Below are 24,829 nucleotides of genomic sequence, written 5' to 3' on the forward strand. Positions count from 1 at the left end.
ACGGGCCGACTGAGGGATCACACCGAGAATTCCGCGATCACCGGCGCGTGGTCCGACGGCTTTTCCCAGCCGCGGGCGTCGCGCAGGACGGTCGTGCCCTTGATGTGCGGTGCCAGCGGGGCGGACACCCAGACGTGGTCGAGGCGGCGGCCCTTGTCGGCGTTCGACCAGTCCTTCGCCCGGTAGCTCCACCAGGTGTAGAGTTTTTCGTCCAGTGGCGTGAACTGGCGCATGGCGTCCAGCCAGCCGCCGGCCTTGCGGATTTCCTCCAGCAGTTCGGTTTCCACCGGGGTGTGGGAGACCACCTTGAGCAGTTTCTTGTGAGACCAGACGTCATGCTCGAAGGGCGCGACATTGAGGTCGCCGACGAGGACGGCCGGTTTCGCCGTCTCCTCGCCCTGCAGCCAGTCCTGCATCTCGGCCATGAAATCGAGCTTGTGGCCGAATTTCGGATTGATCGTGCGGTCCGGTTCGTCGCCGCCGGCGGGTACGTAGAAATTATGCACGCGCAGGCTGGATCCGTTGAAGGGAACGTCCACGGCCACATGGCGGCTGTCGCCCATGTCGCAGAAACCGCGTTTTTCGATGTTGCTCAGCGGCCGGCGCGAGAGCGTCGCCACCCCGTGGTAGCCCTTCTGGCCGTTGATGGCCATGTGCTCATAACCGGCCTTGCGGAAGGCGTTTTCCGGGAAATTCGCGTCCGGGCACTTGGTTTCCTGCAGGCAGATCACATCCGGGGCGGTTTCCTCTATCAATTGCTCGACGATCGGCATGCGCAAACGCACGGAGTTGATATTCCAGGTAACAAGCTTGAGGCGGTCGGTCATGTGATCCTTGCCGGAGAGAGACTGAGATCTTCCGAGTCATAAGGATTTGACCGGGGAGTGCAATGACTTTGCAGACCGGACACTCCTGCCGCACGGAGAGCTCCGCTGCCTCCTGGTTCCGATGGCCGGAGCTCTCCGAAAGGGCAGGCCGCGTTCATCCGGCCTTGCACCGTCTGGTCTTCGGGCCGCCGCAATCGCGCCCTAATCAGTGCTGAAGGCACAAATGCCCGGGCACCTTTGCGAATAAATCGTGATTTTGTCCACGCTCCGTTAGGAAATCACAGGCATTTTGAGCCGTTAAAACAAGCTTTTCTTAACCTTGTCGAGGACGCTGTGCTGCCCCTGATCAAGACATTTTGTTCAATCGTTGGATTTATTTTTTTAGGCTCCTGTACAGCTTATGATTTTCCCGATCCGACTCCGGAGGATTTTGCCGTCCACGGGATCGACATCTCGCGCTGGCAGGGGGATATCGACTGGCAGAGGGCGAAAAAGTCCGGTGTGGCCTTCGCCTGGATCAAGGCGACGGAAGGCGGCGATCACGTGGATCCACGCTTTGTCGACAACTGGGTGGCCGCCCGCCAGGCCGGGGTTCCGCGCGGGGCCTATCATTTCTACTATTTCTGCCGCCCCGTTGAGGAGCAGATCGCCTGGGTCAAGGAGATCGTTCCGGTGGACCCGAAGGCGTTGCCGCTGGTTCTGGACATGGAATGGAACGCGCATTCCAAGACCTGCCGGACGCGGCCGGAGCGGCCGCAGATTCTCCGCGACATGAAGATCTTTCTGGACGAGATGGAAAAGCACTACGGCAAGCGGCCGGTGATCTATTCCTCCGTCGATTTTCACCGCGACCGGCTGGTCGGGGCGCTCAAGGGCGAACAATTCTGGCTCCGCTCCGTCGCCACCTATCCGGACAACATCTACGATCAGCGCGAGGACTGGGTGTTCTGGCAGTATACGGCGGAAGGAACCGTGCCCGGCATTCGCGGCGAAGTGGACCGCAATGCCTTCTTCGGCACGAAGTCCCAGTTCCGTGACTGGCTGAACGGCAAGCTCAAGCGCTGAGCGCGGGCGGTTTCGGCCTTCGGGGCGTGTTCTCGGGGAGCCGTGCGGTCTATTGAACCGCGATCTGGTGGGCCACGTCCCTGCCATTGCTGAGCGTGACCTGGGTGAAGCCGATCAGTTTGCAGAAATCGAGGAAATTCAGATCCTGCGGCTGGTCTGAACGTGCGAAGATTTCGGTCGAACGGGCCATGGAGGTCAGGGAAGCCAGCAGGGCGCGCAGCCGGTACAGGGTGTCGTACTGGCCGTCTCCGGTTGCCACGATGATCAGCTTTTCAAGGTCGGTCCCCTTGGCGAAAAGGTGGTAGCCGATGATGTGATTGCGCTCCTGTTGCTGGCCCGCCAGACCGATGACGAAGGCCGCTCGCGATTTCTTGCCGGTGTCCGGCGCGGCGGCAAGGCCGGAGACATAGACCTCCCGCGTTTGAGGCTCGGGGTAATAGTAACCGGCATGGGCGTCGAAAGCGGCTGCCGGCAGGGTGCCTGCGGCAAGCCCCGGCACCAGCGCGGCAAGAATCACCGCGATGAAATGAAATTTCTGCATGTTGCTCTGCCCCGTGATCTTGCCCGTTGTTTTGCAATTGAAGACCGGTTTCCGGCGTGGAACCGTTTCGCATCTGCCCCCATCCAGGCCGGGAACGCAAGCCGGACACAAGCTCCGTGAGCAATGATGTGGCGAGAGGCAAGTCGGAGGAAGCATGCAGCGTTATATTTTCGCCACGTTGTATACGCATTTCTCTGGAGTGTCGGGGCACGAAATTTCGGAGTTTTGAATATGTTGATCCGGTTGACGCTGTCGTTGATCGCGGTGGTCCTGACGGCCCTGCCCGCAGCCGCCCAGTCCCGTCCGGCGATCGCCTATACGACCGCCAATCTCAACATGCGTACCGGTCCGGGGACCAACTACCAGATCCTCACCACCATTCCGCGTGGCGGTGGTGTGACCATCTTCGGCTGTACCGCCGATTTCAGATGGTGCGATGCCGCCTTTACCAATGTGAAGGGCTGGGTCTCGGGCCGATATCTCAGCTATGGCGGTGAGGGCATCTACTACGGACGTCCGATCCCCAGTGCGGGGATCTATCTCGGGGTGCCGCGCTATCACCGCGATTATCCGATCTACGACCGTCCGCCGGTCGTGGTGGTGGAGCCGGTCCAGCCGGCGCGTCCCGCGCCCTACCGGCCACGCTATCCGGGCTATCCGCCGCGGTATTTCGAGCATCAGGTCTACTAGAGCCTGCTTCGGGCGACTTCCGGACCTGCGTGAGTGCGCTTGAACGCGAGGCGCTCTGAAAGCCGGAAATCCGCAGGCCGGTTATTGCGCCGGTCTGGGCGCGGCCATCACCAGCGACCAGAACACCTTGTGCTTGGCATTGGGCGCATAGGCGGTGGCGATGCCGAGCCGCGTGGCATCCTTCATGAGCAGAACCTCGTTGTGCTTCGGCGATTCCCGCCAGCCCGAAAAGGCTTCGGCGAAGGTGCGGTAGCCGGCGCTGACATTTTCCGAAGCCGCGGTTTTCGGTTCGCCTATGGATCTCATGCGGGTGGCCAGCTGCTGGCCGCCCGCAAGGGAGGCCTTCACGGTGCCTGCGGCCGCCATGGCGTCGGCCTGGGAGCTGGCGATGGCGGACAGCTGCGCGTCGGGCGTTACCGGAGCGAGGCCGTTGTTGATCCGGTACTGGGAAATCATCTGGGCAGCCGTGGCGGCATCCACCTGGCCATCGACCCGGGCAAGATCCTGATAGAAGGAAGGTGTCTGGATGCGCTCGCCCGTGCAGGCCGCGAGACCGAGCGCCAGAACGCCAGCGAGCATCAGCGATCGATAACCGATAAGAGTGTCAGCCAAGGTTTTGAACATCCCGCGTTTGCCGGGAGGATGATTCGCCCCAGCCGGGACGGTGATGGGACGACAAGTGAGCAGAATTGCGGCGATCCGGCGAATGCGGTGAACAAGCTCCCGCTCGACCGTCTTGCGAAAATGTCCGCTCTCCCTGACCGGAGACAGTTTTCGCAACACACGAAGTAACGTGATGCGCGGTGAGGCGCTTTCGCTGCACCTGTGCAATTGACCGATCGGGAAAGCCCCGGGGGTGTCATGACAGCATTCACCAGCCCCGCCCAGGTGTGGGGATATGGGCAAAGGACAGCGCGTCTCATGCCGGTTTCACGTTCTGCGGCCGGGTCGGCCACGCCGTGTGGCTGCAAATGCCGCCGTCAGCGGTTCAGGAGAACCGGGGCGCAGAACAGATGACCAGCCCGCCGGAGCGGGCTGGTCCGGCTGCAGAACAGCCTTTCGGGAGCTTTTCGGGCATCCGCCGACGGGCGGAGGGCACAATCCGCAGGATCAGCGGTTGGCGGCCTCCTGCACATCCTCGAAGGTGCGCAGGCCGGTGGTCGGGGCGCAGACGAGAACGGACATGTTGCCCGGCGCATGCTGGTTCTTCCACATCTTGGTGTGGGCCTTCGGGATCTGGTCCCAGGGGAAGACCTCGGACATATAGGGGTCGATCCGCCGCTCGATCATCAGCTTGTTGGCAGCCGAAGCCTGTTTCAGATGGGCGAAATGGGAGCCCTGCAGGCGCTTCTGGTGCATCCACATGTAACGGACGTCGAAGGTGCAGTTGAAGCCGGAGGTGCCCGCGCAGATCACGACCATGCCGCCCTTCTTGCAGATGAAGGTCGAGACCGGGAAGGTCGCCTCGCCGGGATGCTCGAAGACGATGTCGACATTGTTGCCCTTGCCGGTGAAGTCCCAGATCGCCTTGCCGAACTTGCGGACTTCCTTGAACCATTCGGCGTATTCGGCCGAATTGACCTTCGGGAGCTGGCCCCAGCAGTTGAAGTCCTTGCGGTTGATGACGCCCTTGGCGCCGAGATCGAGGACGAACTGGCGCTTGTCCTCCTCGGAAATCACGCCGATGGCGTTGGCGCCCGCGGCGGTGATGAGCTGGATGGCATAGGAGCCGAGACCGCCGGAGGCCCCCCAGACCAGAACGTTCTGGCCCGGCTTGAGTTCATGCGGGTGATGGCCGAACAGCATGCGGTAGGCGGTGGCGAGCGTCAGCGTGTAGCAGGCGCTTTCCTCCCAGGTCAGGTGCTTCGGCCGCGGCATGAGCTGCTGCGCCTGTACCCGGGTGAACTGCGAGAAGGAACCGTCCGGGGTCTCGTAGCCCCAGATGCGCTGGGATGTGGAGAACATCGGGTCGCCGCCGTTGCATTCCTCGTCGTCGCCGTCGTCCTGATTGCAATGGACGACGACCTCGTCGCCGACCTTCCAGCGCTTGACCCGGTCGCCGACCGCCCAGACGATGCCGGCGGCGTCCGATCCGGCGATATGATAGTCTGCACCATGGCCGTCGAAGGGGCTGATCGGCTCGCCAAGGCCGGCCCAGATGCCGTTGTAGTTGACACCGGCGGCCATCACGAGGACCAGAACCTCATGGCTGTCCAGCTCCCAGGTCGGCACGACCTCAAGCTGCATGGCCTGTTCCGGCGGGCCGTGGCGGTCACGCCGGATGACCCAGGCATACATGTTCTTCGGAACGTGTCCGAGCGGCGGGATCTCACCGATTTCATAAAGATCTTTCACCGGAGCGTCCTCACGTGTTCGGTTGTCATTGGCTTCGGCTGCTGTCGTCATTCCTGTCCCCCTCCCCGGGCTGTCGTTTGCCGCGCCACTTCGCAAGTGCACAAGGCTTTGCCGGGCATGAACCCGATTTTGCGCAACTATTGTTCAAAATTGTGTCGCACTCTATACGACTATTGCTTAACTTGCGTTTTGACTCCAAGCATATTTTGCATTGCACATTAGGGGTTTCGCAGCTGTGCAAACTCCTGCACACTTTTGCAGGAACGGGAAAAACCGGCTCGAAGGGTGCGCTTAAACACAAAAAATCAGGCGGTAGAATGCCTTAGGAGGAGTAGCGGCATGAGTTCAGAAGGTGGCAGCGGTGCGGGACGGGACCGTCCCTGGATTTTCAGGACCTACGCGGGTCATTCGACCGCCGCTGAATCGAACAAGCTCTACCGTGGCAATCTTGCCAAGGGTCAGACCGGCCTGTCGGTGGCCTTCGACCTGCCAACACAGACCGGCTACGATCCCGATGATCTTCTGGCGCGCGGGGAAGTGGGCAAGGTGGGGGTGCCGGTGGCCCATCTGGGCGACATGCGCGCCCTGTTTCATGAAATCCCGCTGGAGCGCATGAACACCTCCATGACGATCAATGCGACTGCCCCCTGGCTGCTGTCGCTCTATATCGCCGCGGCCGACGAACAGGGCGCGGACCGCAAGCTGCTTTCCGGCACGACGCAGAACGACATCATCAAGGAATATCTGTCCCGGGGCACCTATGTGTTTCCGCCGGCGCCGTCTCTCAGGCTGACGACGGACGTGATCGCCTGGACCTATTCCAACATGCCGAAATGGAATCCGATGAATGTCTGCTCCTACCATTTGCAGGAAGCGGGCGCGACGCCGGTGCAGGAACTGTCCTTCGCCCTGGCAACGGCAGTCGCAATTCTCGATTCCATGAAGGCGAGCGGTGCCATCCCGGATGAGGATTTTCCCAAGGCCGTGGGGCGGATCTCCTTCTTCGTCAATGCGGGCATGCGGTTCGTCACCGAGCTGTGCAAGATGCGCGCCTTCACCGAATTGTGGGACGAGATCTGTCAGGAGCGCTACGGCGTCGAGGACGAGCGCTACCGGCGCTTCCGCTACGGGGTTCAGGTGAACTCCCTGGGCCTGACCGAGCAGCAGCCGGAAAACAACGTCTATCGCATCCTGATCGAAATGCTTGCCGTGGTGCTTTCCAGGAATGCCCGCGCCCGCGCGGTGCAGCTGCCGGCCTGGAACGAGGCGCTGGGCCTGCCCCGGCCGTTCGACCAGCAATGGTCGCTCCGCATGCAGCAGATCGTTGCCTATGAGACCGATCTTCTGGAATATGGCGACATTTTCGAGGGTTCGTCCGAAATCACGAAAAAGGTCGAGGCCCTGAAGGACGAGGCACGGGAGGAGCTTGCCCGTATCGACGCCATGGGCGGAGCTGTCGCCGCTGTCGATTCCAGCTACATGAAGCGACAGCTCGTGGAAGCCAATTCGGCACGGCTGGCGGCAATCGAGGCCGGAGAGCAGGTCGTCGTCGGGGTCAACCGATGGACCGACAGCGAACCGTCTCCGCTTGCCGGCGGAGAGGGCGGGGCGATCCTGACCGTGCCGGAGCATGTGGAGGAAGAGGCGGTCGGCAAGCTCGCTGCCTGGCGCGAAGCGCGCGATGCGGCGGCCGTGAAAGCGGCTCTGGCAGATCTGGAAAGCGCCGCGCGGGACGGCCGCAACATCATGGAGCCGTCCATCGCGGCGGCGAAGGCCGGGGTGACAACCGGCGAATGGGGGCGTGTGCTGCGCGATGTCTTCGGCGAATACCGGGCTCCCACGGGGGTCGGCCAGGCGGTGCGCAACGATGCGGGCGATCTGGCGGCGGTCCGCAGCGTGGTTGAGGCGGTCAGCGACAGGCTTGGTCGCCGGCTGAAATTCCTGATGGGCAAGCCCGGACTCGACGGGCATTCCAACGGTGCGGAGCAGATCGCGGTCAGGGCGCGCGACTGCGGCATGGAGGTCGTCTATGAAGGCATCCGGCTGACGCCTGCGCAGATCGTCAATGCGGCGGTGGAAGAGGACGTGCATGTCATCGGTCTGTCCATCCTGTCCGGCTCGCATCTGGCGCTGGTGGGGGATGTCATGGAGCGGCTGCGGACGGCAGGAGCCGACGATATTCCCGTCGTCGTCGGCGGGATCATTCCCGACGAGGATGCCGGACGGCTGAAGGCCATGGGTGTTGCGGCAGTCTATACGCCGAAGGATTTCCAGCTCACGGACATCATGGCCGACGTTGCGAGGATTGTCGGCGGCAGGTCCGGGCAGGCGGCCTAGATTCTTCCGGGGCGTTGCCGGTTGCCTTCCTGTGCTGCGCGAACGCAGAAGAGGGCAAGCAGCTTGCCGGTGAAACCTGCCGACTGCTTTGGGCGACCGGGCAACAGCGGCTCCGTTCCCGGGTTCGGCCAAGGTGGCTTGCTGTGAGATCTTGTGTTCCGGTGCTGAATCTCTTCAGGGGAACAGCGGGTTAACCTGATGTAAAGCTTTGTTAACTGTTTGTTGAGAAACTGGAGGGGTTCCGCCAGAAGGCGGCAATTCTGTGAAGGCCAGGAGGCCCGAATGGCGACGATCGAAAGGCCGCAATCGGCCCAGGTCGTGGCGCATGCGACAGAGTATCCGGCGGACCGGGACGGGGATGGAACCGGTCACGACCGCAGAAAAAGTGACCTCGCAGAGCGCCAGGAACCGGACAGCAGACAGGCCGATGACAATCCGGCCGTTCTCGTTGACGCCCATCATCTCGTGAACCACACGCTGGATGGTGTTGCCGCCTATCAGGCGGCGGCGCTGCAAGTGCTCGAGCCGGGCATCGACCACGGACCGGTGAATCCGCTGCCCGGGCCGGTCGACCGGCTTCCGGCAGGCAGTGTGCGTCACGCCTATGAGGAACATGCCGAAGACGAATTGCCGCATGAGGTGAACGTGGCGACCTGACCGGTCCCGCGGTTCGTTCGCGGGGATCCGCCCGTTGGGGCGGTGTCGGACCCCGTCGCACATCCGGGTTTCAGTCTCCGAAAGTCCTTGGCCTGCCGGTCACCAGCCCTTATCAATGGCGCTCAGGAAGACCCCGGGCCGCACCAGGGAAGCTTTTGCGTGATTGGAGGCAAGGATCTTGAAATTTCCGGAACATCTCTTGGAAGGCTACGGCCGTTACCTGGGCAAGGGCTTCGTTCGCAACAAGGAAACCCATGAGCGTCTGGCGCTCTACGGCCAGACGCCCGAGGTCATGGTGATTTCCTGCTGTGACAGCCGGGTGACGCCGGAAGGCATTTTCAATGTCGGGCCGGGGGAGCTGTTCGTGGTCCGCAACGTCGCCAATCTGGTGCCGCCCTACGAGGACACGGAAGGCCAGCACGGGACCAGCGCGGCGATCGAATTCGCCGTCGAGGGACTCAGCGTCAAACATATCGTCATCATGGGACACGGTCAGTGCGGCGGGGTGACGGCGTTCCGTAAAAACGCCAATGCACCGCTGTCGACCGGCAAGTTCATCGGCCGCTGGATCAAGCTTCTGGAACCGGCGGCCATCGCCATGGCCTGCATGCCGATCGACAAGGCGGACGATCCGCAGCTTGCCATGGAATATGCGGGTATCCGTCAGTCGCTGAAGAACCTGATGACCTTTCCCTTTGTCCAGGAGGCCGTTCGCGACGGCTCGCTGGAGCTGCACGGGGCGTGGTTCGACATCGGTTCGGGCGAACTGCGGGTGATGGACCCGGAGAGCCAGCGGTTCGAAAAGGCGGAGCCCGAGGTCACAGAGGACTGACATGCTGTCGTCGGCGGGGTAGGCGGAGCGCTTCCGGATCGACCGGGTCCGGAAACGAAAAAGCGCGATGGCCGACCGGCCACCGCGCTTTTTTCTGTCCAGGTTTGTCGCGGGGCGCTATCAGGCCGCTTCGACGCTCCTGAGGAAGTTCTCGACTTCCTGCTTCAATTCATCCGTGCGGGACGCGAGCAGGCCGGATGCGTCCAGGACCTCCTGGGAAGAATCCGACGTCTGGTTCACGGTGCCGGAGAGATCCGACATGCGCGAGGACACGAAAGTGGTCCCCTCGGCGGCCTTCTGGGCATTCTGCGAAATCTCGCCGGTGGCGGATCCCTGTTCGTTGACTGCTGCCGCGATGGTGCCGGTGTAGGTATTGACTTCCTGCATGATCGTCGTGATCTCCGCGATGGCGCTGACCGATTCCTTGGTGGCCTCCTGGATCGCCGTGATCTGGGCGCTGATTTCCTCGGTCGCCTGGGACGTCTGTGTGGCCAGCTCCTTCACTTCCGAGGCAACAACCGCAAAGCCCTTGCCGGCCTCGCCTGCCCGGGCCGCCTCGATCGTGGCGTTCAGCGCCAGGAGATTGGTCTGCTCGGCAATCGCCTGAATGAGCGTGACCACCTCACCAATCTTCGAGGCGGAGGCCGCCAGACCCTCGACCTTCTCGTTGGTGATCCGCGTGCCTTCGGTGGCTCGGCCGACAACTTCGGTGGTCTGGGACACCTGGCGGGAGATCTCGCCGATGGAGGCGGACAGCTCCTCGGCGGCGCTCGCCACGGTCTGGACGCTGGATGTCGCTTCATCGGCGGAGCTCAGGGTCTCTGTCGCGCTGGAGGCGCTCTGGCCGGAGAGGTCCGACAGACGGCCAGCGGTGCCTTCAAGGCCGTGGACGGTTTCGTTCACGGAATTCAGAACGTTGGAAACATTGCTCCGGAAGGTGCTGATCAGGTCCTGCACGGTGCTCTGCCGCCCCAGGGCTGCCGCTTCGGACTGTTGCTGCTGCTCGGCGAGCTCAAGGCGTTCAATGGCGCGCGATCTGAGCGTGGTGACCGCTTTCGCCAGAATACCGATCTGGTCGGTACGGCCTTCATAAGGCACCTCGATATCCAGATTGTCCCGGGCGATTTCGCCGGTGATTTCGGCGAGCTGTGTCACCGGACGCATCTGCAGACGGATCGCGTAGGTCAGCAGGAGCATGGAGATTACCATGACCGGCAGCGCCCAGATAATGTAGCGGTTCATGAGTTCGGCAACATTGGCCTGCACGGCCGCCTTTTCGACACCTGCATAGAGGATGCCGATGATGTCACCCTTGCTGGCGAAGATCGGCTGATAGACGGTGTAATAGTCCTTGCCGAGGATGGTCGCCTCGCCGTGGAAGGTATCCCCCTTCGTCACGACAGGATAGACGGCACCTTTCTGACCGAGCGGCGTACCGACTGCGCGGTTGCCGTCACCCTTGATGATGTTGGTGGACTTGCGCCAGAAATCCCTGGTTTCCGGATCCCAGGCGAAGACGGTTGCCGTCTCGCCCGTCATGCGGCCGATCACGTCGATCATGTCGTGATCTTCGAAGCCGGGAATGGCGGCCAGTTCGATCTTCGAAACGTTCCCGGAAGCATCCCAGGAGACCCGGGCGCCCTCGATGCGCTCTTCCAGTAGTGTTGCTGCCACACGCAGATTGACGTCCTGTTTCTTCAGGGCCGCGTCCTGGGCCTGTCCCAGGGCGACCTGATAGAGGATGACACCGACCACAAACATGGATGTGACAAGTAGTCCTGTTGCAACTATAGCAAGAGTTGACGTTATGCTTAGGCGAGAATAAAAGTTTTTCATTTTCGGACCTCTGGATATTTTTTTTATTGTTTATCACTGAGAGGTAAACATAGTCAGAACTACTTACACTTTAGGTTGCTCTCTGAAATTCTGCGACGGGAGGTATATTTCCTAACGTAAACAACGAGATAAAGGGTGAAATGTGAAAAATGCATCTGCGTCATGGCGCGGGGGGCAAAAGAAAAGCGGGCGCCGGAGAGCGCCCGCTGGATCAGTGGCATTCAGGCGGAGTTGTCCTGGAAGCCGGTCAGATATTTTGGCAAGACCTCAGGCTGCTGCCTTCTTCGGCGAAATCAGGCCGCGGTTGACCAGCACTTCGGCGATCTGAACGGTGTTGAGTGCAGCGCCTTTTCGCAGGTTGTCGGACACGACCCACAGGTTGAGACCGTTCTCGATTGTCGCGTCCTCGCGGATGCGCGAGATATAGGTCGCATCCTCACCGGCACTTTCATACGGCGTGATGTATCCGCCGTCTTCCTGCTTGTCGATCACCAGGCAGCCCGGCGCCTCACGCAGGATGTTGCGCGCTTCCTCTGCCGTGATCTCGTTTTCGAATTCGATATTCACGCTTTCCGAATGGCCGATGAAAACCGGTACGCGCACGGCGGTGCAGGTCACCTTGATGGCCGGGTCGAGCATCTTCTTGGTTTCGGCCAGCACCTTCCATTCTTCCTTGGTGTAGCCGTCTTCCATGAAGTCATCGATATGCGGGATGACGTTGAAGGCGATGCGCTTGGTGAACTTGCTCGGCTCGATCGGATCGTTGACGAAAATGGCGCGGGTCTGGTTGAACAGTTCTTCCATCGCGTCCTTGCCGCCGCCGGACACGGACTGATAGGTGGAGACGACGATGCGCTTGATCTTCGCGTGATCGTGCAGCGGCTTCAGCGCCACGACGAGCTGCGCGGTCGAGCAGTTCGGGTTGGCGATGATGTTCTTTCTGGAAAAACCGGTGATGGCGTCCGCGTTGACTTCCGGAACGATCAGCGGTACGTCCGAATCGTAGCGCCATGCGGAGGAATTGTCGATGACGACGCAGCCCTTGGCGGCGATCTTCGGTGCCCATTCCTTGGAAACGGTGCCGCCGGCGGACATCAGGCAGATGTCGGTGTCGGAGAAGTCGTAATTCTCCATCGTCTGGACCTTCAGCGTCTTGTCGCCGAAGGAGACCTCCGTTCCCTGAGAGCGGCGTGAAGCCAGGGCGACGACTTCATCGGCCGGGAATCCGCGTTCAGCGAGAATGTCCAGCATTTCACGGCCGACGTTGCCGGTTGCGCCTGCGATTGCGATCTTGAAACCCATTTGGATCAGTCCTTGTCCGTCTCCCCGCATCACCGGCAGCCCGAATTCGATGGGCGTGTCCGGCTCCCGGCACCTCCCATCCCCGGGGAGGCGGGATGAGCGGCACCGTCAGGCGGTGGTCTTGGTTGTCTTGGTTGTGTGTTTAAGAGCGGTTACGGCAGCCGTCCGGGTCTCGCCGCGCAGGAAGGTCGCGCTGGCAAGGGCCTTGGACATGATATCCAGAATGTCGGCTTTCAGCCGGATCATCGGAAGCTCGCAATCGTCAAAACTTGAGACGGCGCTGTTTTTGCCCGGAAATCCACCGGAGTCAACCGGGAAAGCCGCTCCGGGCGACATTCGCGCGTCACCTGTTGAAGAGCCGCCCCGGTCCGGCGCCTTTCACGGACAGGCCGGCGAGAGTCATCATGTGCCAGGCGAGAGCCAGATTGGAACTGATGACCGGCTTTCCGAGCCGCCGCTCGCAGGCCTCGATCACCTCCAGGGAGCGCAGGTTGGTACAGGAGGCAAAGACGGCTTCCACGTCCGGCGTGCTGCCCACGGCGCAGATCGCATCTTCCACACAGGGGAGCGCAATCCTGGCGACAACGGCTTCTTCCGCCTGCCCGAAGGAGCCGACGCTGACGGGGGACAGTCCGTTTTGCGCCAGCAAGGCGCATATGGCGTCGGAAACCTCGGCGACATAGGGCGAGACGATTCCGATCCGGGACACATTCAGATGACCGAGAGCGGCAACAACGGCGCGGGCCGGATCCGTGACGACGGTCCCGGGCTGAACGGAACGAACGGCGGCGTCGACCCGGTCGGAGCCGATCACGGTCGCGCCGGAGGTGCAGGCAAAGCCGACGACATCCAGCGGCCGTGCTGCGGGCAGCAGGCGGGCTGCGTCGGCAATGCGGTCCTTCATGCGTGCAAGTGTTGCCGATGTTGCTTCGGGCGCGCTTTCGATCCGGCTGTGATGGAGCGCCGCGTCGTCGCGGCAGAACAGGGGGCGGAACTCTGCCTCGATGGTCTCGTCCACGGACAGGACGATCAGGCCGAGGGATTTTCTCTGCCGGGTGTCGCAATCGAGTCTGAAGGGCAGTTGCATCGGGCTCACCGGTTCAATTGAGGAGGACCGGAATGTCCGGTTCGGCGGGGCAGCTGAGAAATTCCGGGGGGCCGTCGCGGATGACGATGTTCTCCTCATGCACCATCAGCTTCCCGTTGCCCAGATCGATGCCCGGTTCGAGGGTCAGGACCATGTGCTCCCGCAGGACCGTCCCGTCGAAACCGGTCAGGGAAGGCGCCTCGGTGAGCTGCATGCCAAGGCCGTGACCGAGACGTCCGACGTCGCCGTCCTTCTGGCCAATCGTTTCGGCCATGGCGCGGTAAAGGTCGACGCAGGTGCGGCCCGGTCTGGCAATCGCCGCCGCGGCATGAACCGCCGCCACCAGGGTCTCATGGGCGCGCCTGACATCATCCGTTGCCTGTCCGACCGCGAAGTTGCGGTCGAAATCGCAGAAATAGCCGTCGCGGACGGCCCCGGTGTCGAGCATCAGCACGTCGCCCTCCTCAAGCGGCCGGTCGGTGGGCGGGGAAATCACGTCGCCGTAGCCGCCCTTGCCGGCACCGCCGACAAGATAGGGAACATCATCGGCGCCCTGTGTCAGAAGCTCTATCCGGAACGCCCGAAACGCCTCCCTGAGCGTCTGTCCCTTGCGGAACAGGTCGGGCGCTCTGGCGAAAGCCGCGGATCCGATGGCGCAGATGCGGCGCAGCTTTTCCAGTTCGGCATCGGATTTCACCATTCTGAGGGTCTGGACCAGGTCCGAGGCATTGACGAATTGCGATCCGGCAAGGCGTTTCTGCAGGGAGCGAAAGTCGTCAAGGGGCATGCGCAGGCAGCTTTCGCGGCCCATGGGCATGCCGATCGTGCCGAAATCCTTCAGGACGTTGGCCAGCAGGCCGATGCCGTCGTCCACCGGGTGCGGAGCGGAAAACGGTCTTATGTCGTCCAGCCATGTGGCGGCCATCAGCCTGGCGCCGATCTGCGGGATCACGGCAATCGGCTTGCCGCTAGCCGGCAGCACCAGAAACCACGGCCGGGTCGGGCTCTGCCAGAAAAGCGTCCTGAAACCCGAAAAATAGCGGACCTCCGCTTCCGTGGTGAAGAAAAGCGCGTCCAGTCCGGCCGCGTGCATGGCCCGCTGCGCCCGGGTGGTGCGTTCGGCGAACTCGGTTTCGGGAAAATCCGCGTCAGACATCCTCCGGGCCTTCCGACAGATAGCAAAGGACGCGCGCATCCGGCCCCAGACTCAGGGCGGTGGCCTCTGTGCCCGCATGATGCAGGGCGGCGATGCCGGCGGCGCCCGATGGCGTGGTCGCAAGGTCGTGGGTGGCGAGCAAGGCGACTGTCTCGGCGGCTTCCTCATCCGTGATCGTCGTGAAGACATCGGCTTCCCGGGCGAGGTATTTCAGGGCCAGATGCGAGGGTTCCTTGCAGTCGAGTCGTCCCATGACCGATACGGGTCCGGGGGCGGTGACCGCTTTTCCAGCCTTGATCCCGGCCTGAAGGGCGGGGGCGTATTCCGGTTCCGCCACCACGATCGTCACGTCCGGGCCCCAGGTGGCACGGGCGCTCAGCGCGCAGGCGGCCGCAAGCCCGCCGACACCGGCCTGCAGGAAGACGTGGGTCGGCGGTTCCGGCATCTGCCGGGAAATTTCGTCCCCCATGATCAGATAACCTTCCATCACATCGCGGCCGGCCTCGGTCATGCCCGGCCAGGTGCTGTCGGGCAGTAGGATCCAGCCGTTGGCCTCGGCCTGTCTTTCGGCTTCGGCCATGCTGTCCTCGTAGGTTGCGCCGGTTCTCACGACCGTGGCGCCCTTGTTCCGGAGCCGGACGGCAAAGGCCTCCGGAACGGTTTCGGCGACGAAAACAACCGCCCTGGCGCCGCAGAGGGGCGCCCCTGCGGCGAGGGACATTCCGTGATTGCCCGCACTGGCGCAGGCGAAGGTGGTGCCTTCAAGGGCGGTGCCGTGATCCCTGGCATCGCCCTCACGGACCTTCCGTGCGGCGCGTTTGGCGATTGCATAGGCGGCGCCGAGAGCCTTGAAACTGCCAAGACCCATCCGGTTGCGTTCGTCCTTCAGGTAAAGCGCGCCGACGCCGAATGCGGCAGCAAGAGCGGCCGCTTCGAGCAGCGGGGACGGACGCCGGTCCGGGCTTCTTTCCAGAAAAAGAGCCGCCTCCGAGGCCGTTTCGGAGAGGTCTCCGCCGGCAAGGTCGGCACTTTCCGGCAGGCCCCTGCCCCGCCAGGGATTGTTGAATGCGTCCATGCGTGTCCCCGATGCTGTTGTGCCTGCAGGTCAGCAGCAGTGGCGATGGATTTCAAGTCTTCCTTTTCCCCTGGCAGGGCCAGGCGGGATCCTGGCTTTCATGAGGGCGGTTTTGGGGGTTGAAAACAGATTACTATTCAAGATATCATGAATTATGGATATAAATGTGAATGATGCCCTGAGCGCCTTTGGCGCGCTCAGCCAGAAAACCCGGCTGGAGGTCTTCCGGCTCCTGGTTGGTGCCGGTCCTGCAGGGATGGTTGCCGGGGAGATCGGCGAGGCGCTCGGGGTTCGCCAAAACACGATGTCGGCCAATCTGTCGGTGCTGCTGCAGGCGGGTCTGGTGCGCAACGAGCGCGAGGGTCGGACTGTCCGCTATTTCGCCGACATGGAAACCACGAAGGGTTTGCTGACGTTCCTGATGGCCGACTGCTGCGGCGGTCATCCCCAGCTTTGCGCGCAGGTCCTTGAAGCGGTGGCCTGCCGGAAATTGTCGTTCGTACAAGGAGATTCAAATGTCTGATGGTGTTTATAACGTATTGTTTCTTTGTACCGGGAATTCCGCCCGGTCGATCATGGCCGAGGCCATTTTGAACCGAAACGGTGCGGGCCGGTTCAAGGCCTATTCCGCCGGATCCAATCCTGCCGGGGAGGTCCGCCCGGAAGCGCTGGCGCTTCTGAAGAAACTGAACTTCAAGACAGACGGCCTGCGCAGCAAGGACTGGAGCGAATTTGCCGGGCCGGATGCCCCGGTAATGGATTTCGTCTTCACTGTCTGTGACAATGCCGCGAAGGAAAGCTGCCCCGTCTGGCCGGGCCAGCCGATGTCGGCGCACTGGGGATTGCCCGACCCGGCGGCCGTGGACGGCACGGAGGCGGAAAGACAGGTCGCCTTCAACGAGGCCTTCCGGATGCTCAATACCCGCATCTCGATCATGACGAACCTGCCCATGGCCTCCCTCGACCGGCTATCCCTTCAGAAGAAGCTGGAAGATATCGGCAAGACCACCCGCGAACCGGCCTGAAGGCACACCTGAAAAGCCGCTTGCACCGGGGACAGCAAACGCCTGTGTTCACTCGAACGCAGGCGTTTGGCGTTCAGGGGCAAGGGCAGGTCGCGGTTCATGAGAAACCGGACTGTCGCCGATCAGGAATGCGGGGCATCGGCTGCCTTGACCATGCAATCGGCCCTCAGGCCGTGGCATTGCCCGCGCGCGCGGGGCGCAGGGTCAGCAGGGCGATGACCAGCGCCGTGACCGCGCAGGTGGCGACCGCGCCGGTCAGCGGCAGCGGAGTGCGGTCGAAGAACGGGCTGCAGATCAGGATCATCACACCACCGGAAACCATCTGGAAGGTTCCGCCGAGAGAGGATGCCATGCCCGCGTGCTCGCCGTGCTCCTCCAGCGCCATGACCATGGTCGGGGCGATGACCTGTCCCAGAAAGGTGTTGCCGACAAACAGCAGCGCCATCAGCACGGGCAGGTCGTCGAAGCCGTTCCAGACCAGGATGAAGAGCAGCGAGGTTGCGGAGGCGAAGCCGCAGACCGACAGCAGGGCGACGCGGGCCATGCCGAAGCGGTCTCCGAGCGTTGCCGCGAATTGCGACGACGTGAAGAAGCCGACGGCGTTGAGCGCGAAGACAAGGCTGAAGCCCGTCGGCGTCAGTTCGTAGCGGGTCATGTAGACGAGCGGAGCCGCAGCGATGAACACGAAGAAGCTGGCCAGGGAAAACCCGGCGATCAGCGTCAGGCCCATGAAACGCGCATCTTTCAACAGATAGATGGCGCTGCGGATCATCTCTGTGGGGTCGATCCGGCCGCGGCGTTCCGGCGGCAGGGTTTCCGGCAATTGCAGGGCCATCAGCACCATGGCCGCCATGGCAATGACACCGAGGACGGAGAAAATCAGTCTCCAGTTGCCGAAGGCAATGATCAGGCTGCCTGTCAGGGGGGCGAGCATGGGCGAAATGCTGATGACCAGCATGACCAGTGCCATCAGCCGGGTCGCCTGGCTGCCTGTGTGCAGGTCACGTACCACGGCGCGCACGATCACCATCGGGGCGGCGGCCCCGAGGGCCTGGACGAAACGGCCGAGAGTCAGCGTGGCGACATCGGGTGCGGTCGCGCAGAGCGCGGAACCGGCGATGAACACGACAAGACCGATGAAGACCGGGGGCTTGCGGCCGAACCGGTCGGCAAGCGGTCCGTAGAAGAGTTGCGCAACGCCGAAGGCAATGAAATAGACCGTAAAGGTCATGTGAACGGCCGCGTCGTTGGTATTCAGGTCCCGGACGATCTCCGGCATCGCGGGAAGATAGAGATCAATCGCGAACGGCCCGACGACGGCCAGAAGGCCCAGCACGACGGCTGAGCGGACAAATCCGATCTGCATGAGACAATATCCGATAAAAATCACGCGGAAGCGCAAAGCCGCGCAAGGAGCGCCAAATCTGAAGAGGGGGCAGACTGGAAGAAGGGGTTGAGGAAGTCGAGTCCTTTCTGGTTTCCGGCCATGCGCAAATCGCAGGTCAGGGTTGCATCCTGGGCGGGCAATGGTGCGGAGATGCAGCTTTGCTCCGGTGAGAAGACGAGGGCCCGGTTTGCCAGGCCGTCACCAAAGCTTCACGCATGTGTCACCCGATCTGTAATCTTCAGCACTAGCTTGCGCCCACCTTAACCCCAACGACATGGGAGCTAGTGCAATGGCGACTCTTCGCGGACGTTTCCTGAAAGGTGTCAGTCTTGCCGCCGTATTCGGCCTTGGTGCCGTCTCCGCGGCTCAGGCGGAGTATTTTGAGCGGATCAACACCTATCCTGTCTACAAGACGCTTGCCGAAGGTGCCGATCCGGCCACCGAGACGGTTGCGGAGATCATCTACGCCTCGAAGGACGGCCGCACTCTGGTGTTCACCGACAGTCCGGGCGAGGACATCGTTTTCGTCGATGCCAGCAACCCGCTGTCTCTTCGGCCGCTGGGCCGCACGGCCCTCGGTGGCGAGCCGACGTCCGTGGCCGTTGGTACCAGGATGGCCTATGCCGGTGTCAACACCAGCGCCGATTATGTCAACGCCAGCGGTCATCTGGCGGTCATCGCTCTCGATGGTCTCGGCATTGCCGCGAAATGTGATGCCAGGGGCCAGCCGGACAGCGTCGCCATTTCCGCTGACGGCAAGTTCGTTGCCATCGCCATCGAGAACGAACGGGATGAGGATCTGAACGACGGCGTCCTGCCGCAGATGCCGGCCGGTCATCTGGCGATCTTCGATCTGGACGACAACGGAATGCCGACCAATTGCGACGCGGTACGCATTGTGGACATGACCGGTCTGTCCGAGGTGGCGCCGGGCGATCCGGAGCCGGAATTCGTTTCCATCAACTCGAAGAACCAGGCGGTCGTCACGCTTCAGGAAAACAACCACATTGCCATCGTCGATCTGGCCAGCGGCGAGATCGTCGGTCATTTCTCCGCCGGAGCGGCCTCGGCCGAAAACATTCCGGTCACCAATGCGCGCATGAGCGACGCCTCCGGGTCCACGGACAATGTGGCGCGTGAGCCCGATGCGGTTGCCTGGATCGACGACGAGCGGTTCGTCACCGCCAACGAAGGCGACTACCAGGGCGGTTCGCGCGGCTTCACCATCTGGAATGCCAGCGGCGAGGTTCTGTTCGACAGCGGCAACCAGATGGAGCATCTGGGCATGGCGCACGGCCATTACCCGGCCAAGCGTGCGTCCAAGAAGGGCACGGAGCCGGAGGGCGTGGCCGTGGGCGAGTTCGGCGGCGAAACCCTGATCTTCGTCAATTCGGAGCGCGGCAACTTCGTCGCGGTCTACAGGGACACCGGTGCGGAACCGGAGTTCGTCCAGTTCCTGCCGACCCATGTGGGACCGGAGGGGCTACTGGCGATCCCGAACCGCGATCTCTTCGCCGTTGCCAACGAAGTGGATGAAGACGGCGTGCGTGCGCATGTCTCGCTCTACAGGTTCGGCGCCGAGGCTCCGGCCTATCCGACGGTCATCTCCGCGATGGACCCGGAAAAGCACGCTCCGATCGGCTGGGGTGCGCTGTCCGGCCTGGCCGCCGATCCGGCAGATCCGGATACGCTCTATGCGGTCAGCGACAGTTTCTATGACGATGCCCGCATCTTCACGCTGGACATCTCCTCCAAACCGGCACGGATCACCTCCTATGTGACGGTTCGCGGCGGCAAGCAGGCGAAACTCGACCTGGAAGGCATTTCCGTTGCGAAGGACGGCGGCTTCTGGCTGGCTTCCGAAGGCAATCCGGAAAAGGAGCTGCAGCACCTGCTCCTGAAAGTCGGCGCCGACGGCACCGTGCAGGAAGAAATCTCCCTGCCGGAAGATCTGGTCGCGCAGTCGGAGCGCCACTCCTACGAAGGCGTTGCCGAATTCGAGATGAATGGCGAAACTCTGGTTGCCGTCGCGGTTCAGCGCGGGTGGAAGGACGACCCGAAGGGTATGGTCAAACTGGCCATCTACAATCCGGCGAAAAGCTCCTGGGGCTTCGTCCACTACCCGCTCGACACGCCGAAAAGCGCCGCCGGCGGCTGGGTCGGCCTGTCGGAAATCGTTTCCATGGGCAACGGCAAATTCGCCATCCTGGAACGCGACAACATGGGCGGCGAGGATGCGGTCATCAAGCAGATCGCCACGATCTCGCTGGATGGCGTGACACCGGCGACTTACGGCGATGCGCTTCCGGTTCTGGACAAGAAGTTCGCGATGGACGTGCTGCCCGCCATGGCGGCCGGTAACGGCTGGGTTCTGGACAAGCCGGAAGGCCTGACCATCACCGCCGACGGCCGGCTGATCCTGGTGACCGACAATGACGGCGTCGACGGCGCGCCGGGCGAAACCCAGCTCATCGATCTCGGCCCGGCATCGCGCCTGAACTGAGACCGAAAGGTTCAAGGTCCTCCCAAGACCTGACGAAAGACCCGGTGGTTGCGGCTGCCGGGTCTTTTTTGTCATCAAAAGAACCAGCACACAAAGGGTATGCCTCAGGAAACCCTGCCATGGTCCGCCAGGTAATCGAGCAGAGCCCGAACCCGGGAAGGTAGAGGGCCACCCTGACCGATATGGAGGGCATGAAAGGGTTCCCTGTCACCGGGATTGAGATGATCGAGCACAGGGATGAGGCGGCCGGAGGCAATATCCTCGCGGACCGTAAAGGTAGCCAGCCTGGCGAGCCCGTTTCCGCTCAGGGCGAGCCGGCGAAGGGCTTCGCCATCACTTGCCTGCACTCGGCCGGCAACCGGCAGCACGATCGTCCTGCCCTTTTCCTTCAGCGGCCAGCCATCGACCGTCCTCGCATAGCCGAACCCCAGTCGGCGATGGTTCTTGAGGTCGTCAATGCTTGCCGGTACGCCGAAACGGTCGAGATAGGCGGGAGAACCGACGATCACCATGGCCGTCTCGCCGAGTTTGCGGGCGACGAGGCTTGAACTTTTCATCGGACCGGCGCGCACCGCCACATCCGTCCGCTCCGACAGAAGATCGATGACCCTGTCAGTCTGGACAAGATCCAGCGTGATGCCGGGATGAAGCTCCATGAACATCGGCAGAACCGGGGCCAGGACATGGGCCGCGTAGGAAGCGCTGGTATTGAGGCGGATGCGGCCGACAGGCTCCTCTCCGGCCCGCGCGCTGCGTTCCGCGTCCTCGATATCCGCGAGGATGCCTGCGGATCGCTCATAAAATGCACAGCCCTCGGGCGTGAGCTGAAGAGCGCGTGTCGAGCGGTTGACAAGCCGTACACCCAGCCGGGTTTCCAGACGCGAGACGAGTTTGCTGACAGCGGACGGTGTCATCAGGCAGGTGCGGGCGGCAGCCGAAAATCCCCCTTGTTCAACCACTTGAACGAAGACTTCCATTTCTCCGGATCGATTGACCTGGGAGCGCTCCATGTTTCCTTCAATTCATAAATGATGTGCTTATGGGCAATCTAATTCAACAAAGGTTCTGCGTCTATCTTTGTGTCAGCACGACAACCGAAAGGAAATCCGATGGAATACCGCCCGCTCGGCCGGTCCGGTCTGAAAGTCTCTGTCCTGAGTTTCGGCGCAGGCACCTTTGGTGGATCAGGGCCCTTGTTCGGCGCATGGGGGAGTGCCGGCGTCAAGGAAGCCGGCCGTCTTGTCGACATCTGTCTCGAAGCGGGGATCAATCTCTTCGACACAGCCGATGTCTATTCCGCTGGCGCATCGGAGGAAGTCCTGGGCGCGGCGGTCAGCGGTCGGCGGGAGGAGGTGCTGATCTCGACAAAGGCAGGCCTGCCGATGGGGGACGGACCGAATGAGGCAGGGACATCGCGGCTGCGGTTGATCCGGGCGGTGGAAGACGCGCTGAAACGGCTCGGCACCGATCGTATCGACATTTTCCAGCTTCATGCCTTCGACGCATTCACGCCGGTGGAGGAGGTGCTTGCCACGCTGGACACACTCGTGCGGGACGGCAAGATCCGCTATGCTGGTGTCTCCAACTTTTCCGGCTGGCAGATCATGAAATCTCTGGCGGTCGCCGAAAAAAACGCCTGGCCGCGTTACATCGCAAATCAGGTCTATTATTCACTGATCGGACGCGATTACGAATGGGATCTGATGCCGCTCGGTGCCGATCAGGGACTCGGGGCGCTTGTCTGGAGCCCGCTCGGCTGGGGGCGTCTGACCGGCAAGATCAGACGGGGCATGCCGCTGCCCGAGGGGAGCCGTCTGCACGAAACCGCCCGGTTCGGTCCGCCCGTGGATGACGACCATCTGTTCAAGGTGGTGGACGTGTTGGACGAGGTGAGCTGCGAGACCGGGAAAACCGTGCCACAGGTCGCACTCAACTGGCTTCTGCAGCGTCCCACGGTCTCCTCTGTCATCATAGGTGCGCGCAATGAAGACCAGCTTCGCCAGAATATTGGTGCTGTGGGCTGGTCCCTCTCGGGCGAGCAGATCGGCAGGCTGGATGCTGCCAGTGAGGTAACAGCACCTTATCCGCATTTCCCTTACCGGCGGCAGGAAGGCTTTGCCCTGTTGAATCCATCGCTCGCCGGTTAGCTGCCTACGGACTTGCCGCATCTGGCCTGGGCGATGGCATCTGCCTGTTTCGTCGCAAGAGACCCGGCAATTTCGGTTGTCGGATCATTATTGAACGTCAGTGGCCGGGGGCAACCGGACAGGATTGCGCCGGATGCAGACGGCTTCCCGAATTCTCCCTTCCCAAAGTGCCTGTCTATCGCCATGGTGCCCGCATGAGCGCATTGTTTGAAGAACTGGACTACGCCCCCACGCCCATCGGCGCGATTTCCCTGCGCCGGCGGCATATCCTTGCCCTCAAGACCGATGTCTTCGAGATCCTGCTCGGCGAGGAGCATCTGATGTCGAGCCTGTTCACCGCGTCGGAGGTGGCGCTGGCCGATCTGGGGCTCGCCGCGTTAAGCGGCGGGGAACTGGACGTGCTGGTGGGCGGGCTTGGTCTCGGCTACACCGCCCGGGCCGTGCTGGCGCATGAGAGCGTTGCCCGGCTCACGGTCGTCGACCTTCTGGAGCCGGTGATCCGCTGGCACAGGGAAGGGCTGGTGCCGATGAAGACCGAGCTGGCCGACGATCCGCGCTGCAAGCTGGTGCAAGGGGATTTCTTTGCCCTGGCGGCTTCGGATGCGGGCTTCGATGCAGACCGGCCTGCCCGTCAATACGACGCTATCCTGATCGACATCGACCATACGCCCGAGCGTTTGCTTCATGGCGGCTCGCAAGGGTTCTATACCGCCGAGGGTTTGCGGGCCCTGAAGCGGTTTCTGAAGCCCGGCGGGGTGGTGGGCCTGTGGTCCGACGAGGGGCCGGACGCGGTGATCAGCGGTTTGCTGGGCGAAGCCTTCGAGGAAGCCTGGGCCGAACCGGTCGTCTTCGCGAATCCCCTGCAGGACGGGCGTGAGGTGACACAGGCCGTGTATCTGGGCCGCAAGGCCTGAGCGGCCTCCGGTTCAGGCTTTCTTGTCAGTCGAGGATGCTGCCGCGCCAGATCAGGCGCGACTGCAGAGTGACCGTGCGTGGCGTGTCGTCCCAGGGGCCGGAAAGATAGGTGATCGCTGCTTCGGCTATTTCCTCCACAGGCTGGCGGAATGTCGTCAGGTTGTAGCTTTCCCACGAGGCCTGCTCGATATCGTCGAATCCGATCACGGAGACATCTTCCGGCACGCGCAGCTTGAAGCGGCGGCGGGCGGCATCGACAACGCCGCAGGCAACCAGATCCGTCACGCAAAAGATCCCGTCCGGTCTTTCCGGCCGCGTCAGGAGCCGTGTGCCCACGTCAAGGCCGGTCTGATAGGAGGTCATGCCGCTGGCGTCTTCCATGACCTCGGTCCCCGCTTCCTCGGCCGCCGCACGGAACCCCCTGCATCGGTCCTCTAGGCTGGGGGTTCCCGCCAGGGAGGAGGCAAGTGCCAAACGCCGGCATCCGGCTGCGGAAAGCGAGGCGAATGCCTGGCGGCCGGCTTCGAAGTCGTCCAGCCTGACCCGCAGGGCGCCTGCCCGTTCCTCGTTTCGATTGATCAGAACCAGCCGCATGCCGTTGCGCAGACAGATCTCGGCCAGGGAGGCGTCGGGCATGCCCGACAGCACGATAGCGGCATCCGTGCGATAGGAAATGGCCTGCCGCAGCGCCTGCGCCACGCTTTCGTCGGAGCGGTCCGAATTGATCAGCAGTGCGACCTTGCCCGCGGCCTGGAGTTTCTCGGACAGGGTGGCGAGCAGAAGGGAGCGGTAGGGCGTCTGGATTTCCGCCGCGATCAGCGCAACCATGCCGGTCTTCGACGTCAGAAGTCCGCGTGCGAGATTGTTGACCTGATACCCCAACGTTTCGGCCGCCGCGCGGACTTTTGCCCGGGTTTCGGAAGAGACGGATGCCCCTGGCGTGAAAGCCCGTGAGACGGCCGTGCGCGATACGCCGGCCAGTTCCGCTACGTCCTTCGCGCTGACTTGATTCTTTTTCATTTCGGGTTCTCGCAATGCTGTGCAGCCGGTCTCTCCGGGACTAATTACAACATAGCCTTGACAGTTTCTTGA

23 protein-coding genes are annotated in these 24,829 nt (G+C 62.4%); 10 read left to right on the forward strand and 13 right to left on the reverse strand.

Going from position 1 to position 24,829, the window contains the following annotated elements; translation table 11 throughout:
* Positions 1-17: 17 nt before the first annotated feature.
* Entirely contained in the window at positions 18-827 is an 810-nt protein-coding gene (xth, locus tag DCO57_RS11545) for an exodeoxyribonuclease III (protein WP_116699054.1), read from the reverse strand.
* Positions 828-1,160: 333 nt separating this feature from the next.
* Here xth and DCO57_RS11550 point away from each other — a divergent pair, with 333 nt between their 5' ends.
* Positions 1,161-1,892, forward strand: a complete 732-nt coding sequence (locus DCO57_RS11550) for a GH25 family lysozyme (protein ID WP_116699055.1) — start codon at positions 1,161-1,163, stop codon at positions 1,890-1,892.
* A gap of 49 nt (positions 1,893-1,941) precedes the next feature.
* Here DCO57_RS11550 and DCO57_RS11555 read toward each other — a convergent pair whose 3' ends face one another.
* Positions 1,942-2,433 carry a hypothetical protein gene (locus tag DCO57_RS11555; protein ID WP_208977905.1) on the reverse strand — a complete coding sequence of 164 codons (492 nt, stop codon included), beginning with the start codon at positions 2,431-2,433 and terminating at the stop codon, positions 1,942-1,944.
* 231 nt (positions 2,434-2,664) lie between these two features.
* Here DCO57_RS11555 and DCO57_RS11560 point away from each other — a divergent pair, with 231 nt between their 5' ends.
* On the forward strand, positions 2,665-3,123 hold the full coding sequence (locus DCO57_RS11560; RefSeq protein WP_165814722.1) for an SH3 domain-containing protein: 459 nt from the start codon (positions 2,665-2,667) through the stop codon (positions 3,121-3,123).
* Positions 3,124-3,204: 81 nt separating this feature from the next.
* On the opposite strand, the gene DCO57_RS11565 is transcribed toward DCO57_RS11560, so the two are convergent.
* Together DCO57_RS11565 and ccrA are read right to left on the reverse strand one after the other, a co-directional pair.
* Complete coding sequence (locus DCO57_RS11565; RefSeq protein ID WP_347876554.1) at positions 3,205-3,735, reverse strand: CAP domain-containing protein; 531 nt, start codon at positions 3,733-3,735, stop codon at positions 3,205-3,207.
* Between the two features lie 498 nt (positions 3,736-4,233).
* The gene (gene ccrA, locus DCO57_RS11570; protein ID WP_116699057.1) at positions 4,234-5,529 is read right to left on the reverse strand and encodes a crotonyl-CoA carboxylase/reductase; all 1,296 of its coding nucleotides are present in this window, start codon (positions 5,527-5,529) and stop codon (positions 4,234-4,236) included.
* A gap of 288 nt (positions 5,530-5,817) precedes the next feature.
* Between ccrA and DCO57_RS11575 the strand changes: the two genes are divergently transcribed.
* The 3 genes from DCO57_RS11575 (at position 5,818) to DCO57_RS11585 (ending at position 9,304) form a co-directional block, all read left to right on the forward strand.
* A complete protein-coding gene (locus tag DCO57_RS11575) occupies positions 5,818-7,815 on the forward strand; it encodes a protein meaA (RefSeq protein ID WP_116699058.1) in 1,998 nt (665 codons plus the stop codon).
* Positions 7,816-8,097: 282 nt separating this feature from the next.
* Positions 8,098-8,472 carry a hypothetical protein gene (locus tag DCO57_RS11580; protein WP_116699059.1) on the forward strand — a complete coding sequence of 125 codons (375 nt, stop codon included), beginning with the start codon at positions 8,098-8,100 and terminating at the stop codon, positions 8,470-8,472.
* A 178-nt stretch (positions 8,473-8,650) separates the two neighbouring features.
* A complete protein-coding gene (locus DCO57_RS11585) occupies positions 8,651-9,304 on the forward strand; it encodes a carbonic anhydrase (RefSeq protein ID WP_244287930.1) in 654 nt (217 codons plus the stop codon).
* A gap of 120 nt (positions 9,305-9,424) precedes the next feature.
* On the opposite strand, the gene DCO57_RS11590 is transcribed toward DCO57_RS11585, so the two are convergent.
* The 6 genes from DCO57_RS11590 to DCO57_RS11615 all read right to left on the reverse strand — a co-directional run bounded on the left by DCO57_RS11590 (position 9,425) and on the right by DCO57_RS11615 (position 15,760).
* Positions 9,425-11,065 (reverse strand): methyl-accepting chemotaxis protein, encoded by a 1,641-nt coding sequence (locus DCO57_RS11590; RefSeq protein WP_208977906.1) that lies wholly within the window; start codon positions 11,063-11,065, stop codon positions 9,425-9,427.
* Positions 11,066-11,407: 342 nt separating this feature from the next.
* Positions 11,408-12,442 carry an aspartate-semialdehyde dehydrogenase gene (locus DCO57_RS11595; protein WP_116699061.1) on the reverse strand — a complete coding sequence of 345 codons (1,035 nt, stop codon included), beginning with the start codon at positions 12,440-12,442 and terminating at the stop codon, positions 11,408-11,410.
* A 108-nt stretch (positions 12,443-12,550) separates the two neighbouring features.
* Positions 12,551-12,688: a hypothetical protein gene (locus DCO57_RS23530; RefSeq protein ID WP_165814723.1), complete on the reverse strand. Its 138-nt coding sequence runs from the start codon at positions 12,686-12,688 to the stop codon at positions 12,551-12,553.
* Positions 12,689-12,785: 97 nt separating this feature from the next.
* The gene (locus tag DCO57_RS11605; protein WP_116699063.1) at positions 12,786-13,529 is read right to left on the reverse strand and encodes an aspartate/glutamate racemase family protein; all 744 of its coding nucleotides are present in this window, start codon (positions 13,527-13,529) and stop codon (positions 12,786-12,788) included.
* A gap of 13 nt (positions 13,530-13,542) precedes the next feature.
* Complete coding sequence (locus tag DCO57_RS11610; protein ID WP_116699064.1) at positions 13,543-14,685, reverse strand: Xaa-Pro peptidase family protein; 1,143 nt, start codon at positions 14,683-14,685, stop codon at positions 13,543-13,545.
* On the reverse strand, positions 14,678-15,760 hold the full coding sequence (locus DCO57_RS11615; protein WP_116699065.1) for a pyridoxal-phosphate dependent enzyme: 1,083 nt from the start codon (positions 15,758-15,760) through the stop codon (positions 14,678-14,680). The genes DCO57_RS11610 and DCO57_RS11615 overlap by 8 nt, the downstream gene beginning before the upstream one ends.
* A 160-nt stretch (positions 15,761-15,920) precedes the next feature.
* Here DCO57_RS11615 and DCO57_RS11620 point away from each other — a divergent pair, with 160 nt between their 5' ends.
* Together DCO57_RS11620 and DCO57_RS11625 are read left to right on the forward strand one after the other, a co-directional pair.
* Entirely contained in the window at positions 15,921-16,283 is a 363-nt protein-coding gene (locus DCO57_RS11620) for a metalloregulator ArsR/SmtB family transcription factor (protein WP_116699156.1), read from the forward strand.
* Entirely contained in the window at positions 16,276-16,785 is a 510-nt protein-coding gene (locus DCO57_RS11625) for an arsenate reductase ArsC (RefSeq protein WP_116699066.1), read from the forward strand. The genes DCO57_RS11620 and DCO57_RS11625 overlap by 8 nt, the downstream gene beginning before the upstream one ends.
* A gap of 166 nt (positions 16,786-16,951) precedes the next feature.
* On the opposite strand, the gene DCO57_RS11630 is transcribed toward DCO57_RS11625, so the two are convergent.
* Complete coding sequence (locus tag DCO57_RS11630) at positions 16,952-18,151, reverse strand: multidrug effflux MFS transporter (RefSeq protein WP_116699157.1); 1,200 nt, start codon at positions 18,149-18,151, stop codon at positions 16,952-16,954.
* Positions 18,152-18,461: 310 nt separating this feature from the next.
* Between DCO57_RS11630 and DCO57_RS11635 the strand changes: the two genes are divergently transcribed.
* Complete coding sequence (locus DCO57_RS11635) at positions 18,462-20,675, forward strand: esterase-like activity of phytase family protein (protein WP_116699067.1); 2,214 nt, start codon at positions 18,462-18,464, stop codon at positions 20,673-20,675.
* Positions 20,676-20,779: 104 nt separating this feature from the next.
* On the opposite strand, the gene DCO57_RS11640 is transcribed toward DCO57_RS11635, so the two are convergent.
* Entirely contained in the window at positions 20,780-21,685 is a 906-nt protein-coding gene (locus DCO57_RS11640) for a LysR family transcriptional regulator (RefSeq protein WP_116699068.1), read from the reverse strand.
* Between the two features lie 99 nt (positions 21,686-21,784).
* Between DCO57_RS11640 and DCO57_RS11645 the strand changes: the two genes are divergently transcribed.
* Together DCO57_RS11645 and DCO57_RS11650 are read left to right on the forward strand one after the other, a co-directional pair.
* Positions 21,785-22,822 carry an aldo/keto reductase gene (locus DCO57_RS11645; RefSeq protein ID WP_116699069.1) on the forward strand — a complete coding sequence of 346 codons (1,038 nt, stop codon included), beginning with the start codon at positions 21,785-21,787 and terminating at the stop codon, positions 22,820-22,822.
* Between the two features lie 194 nt (positions 22,823-23,016).
* Entirely contained in the window at positions 23,017-23,736 is a 720-nt protein-coding gene (locus tag DCO57_RS11650; protein WP_116699070.1) for a spermidine synthase, read from the forward strand.
* A gap of 25 nt (positions 23,737-23,761) precedes the next feature.
* Here the strand turns inward: DCO57_RS11650 and DCO57_RS11655 are convergent, their stop codons facing one another.
* Complete coding sequence (locus tag DCO57_RS11655) at positions 23,762-24,757, reverse strand: LacI family DNA-binding transcriptional regulator (RefSeq protein WP_116699071.1); 996 nt, start codon at positions 24,755-24,757, stop codon at positions 23,762-23,764.
* Between the last annotated feature and the right edge of the window lie 72 nt (positions 24,758-24,829).

Source organism: Labrenzia sp. 011, assembly GCF_003075075.1.
Lineage (GTDB): Bacteria > Pseudomonadota > Alphaproteobacteria > Rhizobiales > Stappiaceae > Roseibium.

What these genes read in the sequence shown, in the direction of transcription:
- xth (WP_116699054.1), bottom strand. Translation starts at nt 827, where the DNA reads ATGACCGACCGCCTCAAGCTTGTTACCTGGAATATCAACTCCGTGCGT.
- DCO57_RS11555 (WP_208977905.1), bottom strand. Translation starts at nt 2,433, where the DNA reads ATGCAGAAATTTCATTTCATCGCGGTGATTCTTGCCGCGCTGGTGCCG.
- DCO57_RS11560 (WP_165814722.1), top strand. Translation starts at nt 2,665, where the DNA reads ATGTTGATCCGGTTGACGCTGTCGTTGATCGCGGTGGTCCTGACGGCC.
- ccrA (WP_116699057.1), bottom strand. Translation starts at nt 5,529, where the DNA reads ATGACGACAGCAGCCGAAGCCAATGACAACCGAACACGTGAGGACGCT.
- DCO57_RS11575 (WP_116699058.1), top strand. Translation starts at nt 5,818, where the DNA reads ATGAGTTCAGAAGGTGGCAGCGGTGCGGGACGGGACCGTCCCTGGATT.
- DCO57_RS11580 (WP_116699059.1), top strand. Translation starts at nt 8,098, where the DNA reads ATGGCGACGATCGAAAGGCCGCAATCGGCCCAGGTCGTGGCGCATGCG.
- DCO57_RS11590 (WP_208977906.1), bottom strand. Translation starts at nt 11,065, where the DNA reads ATGTTTGTGGTCGGTGTCATCCTCTATCAGGTCGCCCTGGGACAGGCC.
- DCO57_RS11595 (WP_116699061.1), bottom strand. Translation starts at nt 12,442, where the DNA reads ATGGGTTTCAAGATCGCAATCGCAGGCGCAACCGGCAACGTCGGCCGT.
- DCO57_RS23530 (WP_165814723.1), bottom strand. Translation starts at nt 12,688, where the DNA reads ATGATCCGGCTGAAAGCCGACATTCTGGATATCATGTCCAAGGCCCTT.
- DCO57_RS11605 (WP_116699063.1), bottom strand. Translation starts at nt 13,529, where the DNA reads ATGCAACTGCCCTTCAGACTCGATTGCGACACCCGGCAGAGAAAATCC.
- DCO57_RS11610 (WP_116699064.1), bottom strand. Translation starts at nt 14,685, where the DNA reads ATGTCTGACGCGGATTTTCCCGAAACCGAGTTCGCCGAACGCACCACC.
- DCO57_RS11615 (WP_116699065.1), bottom strand. Translation starts at nt 15,760, where the DNA reads ATGGACGCATTCAACAATCCCTGGCGGGGCAGGGGCCTGCCGGAAAGT.
- DCO57_RS11625 (WP_116699066.1), top strand. Translation starts at nt 16,276, where the DNA reads ATGTCTGATGGTGTTTATAACGTATTGTTTCTTTGTACCGGGAATTCC.
- DCO57_RS11630 (WP_116699157.1), bottom strand. Translation starts at nt 18,151, where the DNA reads ATGCAGATCGGATTTGTCCGCTCAGCCGTCGTGCTGGGCCTTCTGGCC.
- DCO57_RS11635 (WP_116699067.1), top strand. Translation starts at nt 18,462, where the DNA reads ATGGCGACTCTTCGCGGACGTTTCCTGAAAGGTGTCAGTCTTGCCGCC.
- DCO57_RS11640 (WP_116699068.1), bottom strand. Translation starts at nt 21,685, where the DNA reads ATGGAGCGCTCCCAGGTCAATCGATCCGGAGAAATGGAAGTCTTCGTT.
- DCO57_RS11645 (WP_116699069.1), top strand. Translation starts at nt 21,785, where the DNA reads ATGGAATACCGCCCGCTCGGCCGGTCCGGTCTGAAAGTCTCTGTCCTG.
- DCO57_RS11650 (WP_116699070.1), top strand. Translation starts at nt 23,017, where the DNA reads ATGAGCGCATTGTTTGAAGAACTGGACTACGCCCCCACGCCCATCGGC.
- DCO57_RS11655 (WP_116699071.1), bottom strand. Translation starts at nt 24,757, where the DNA reads ATGAAAAAGAATCAAGTCAGCGCGAAGGACGTAGCGGAACTGGCCGGC.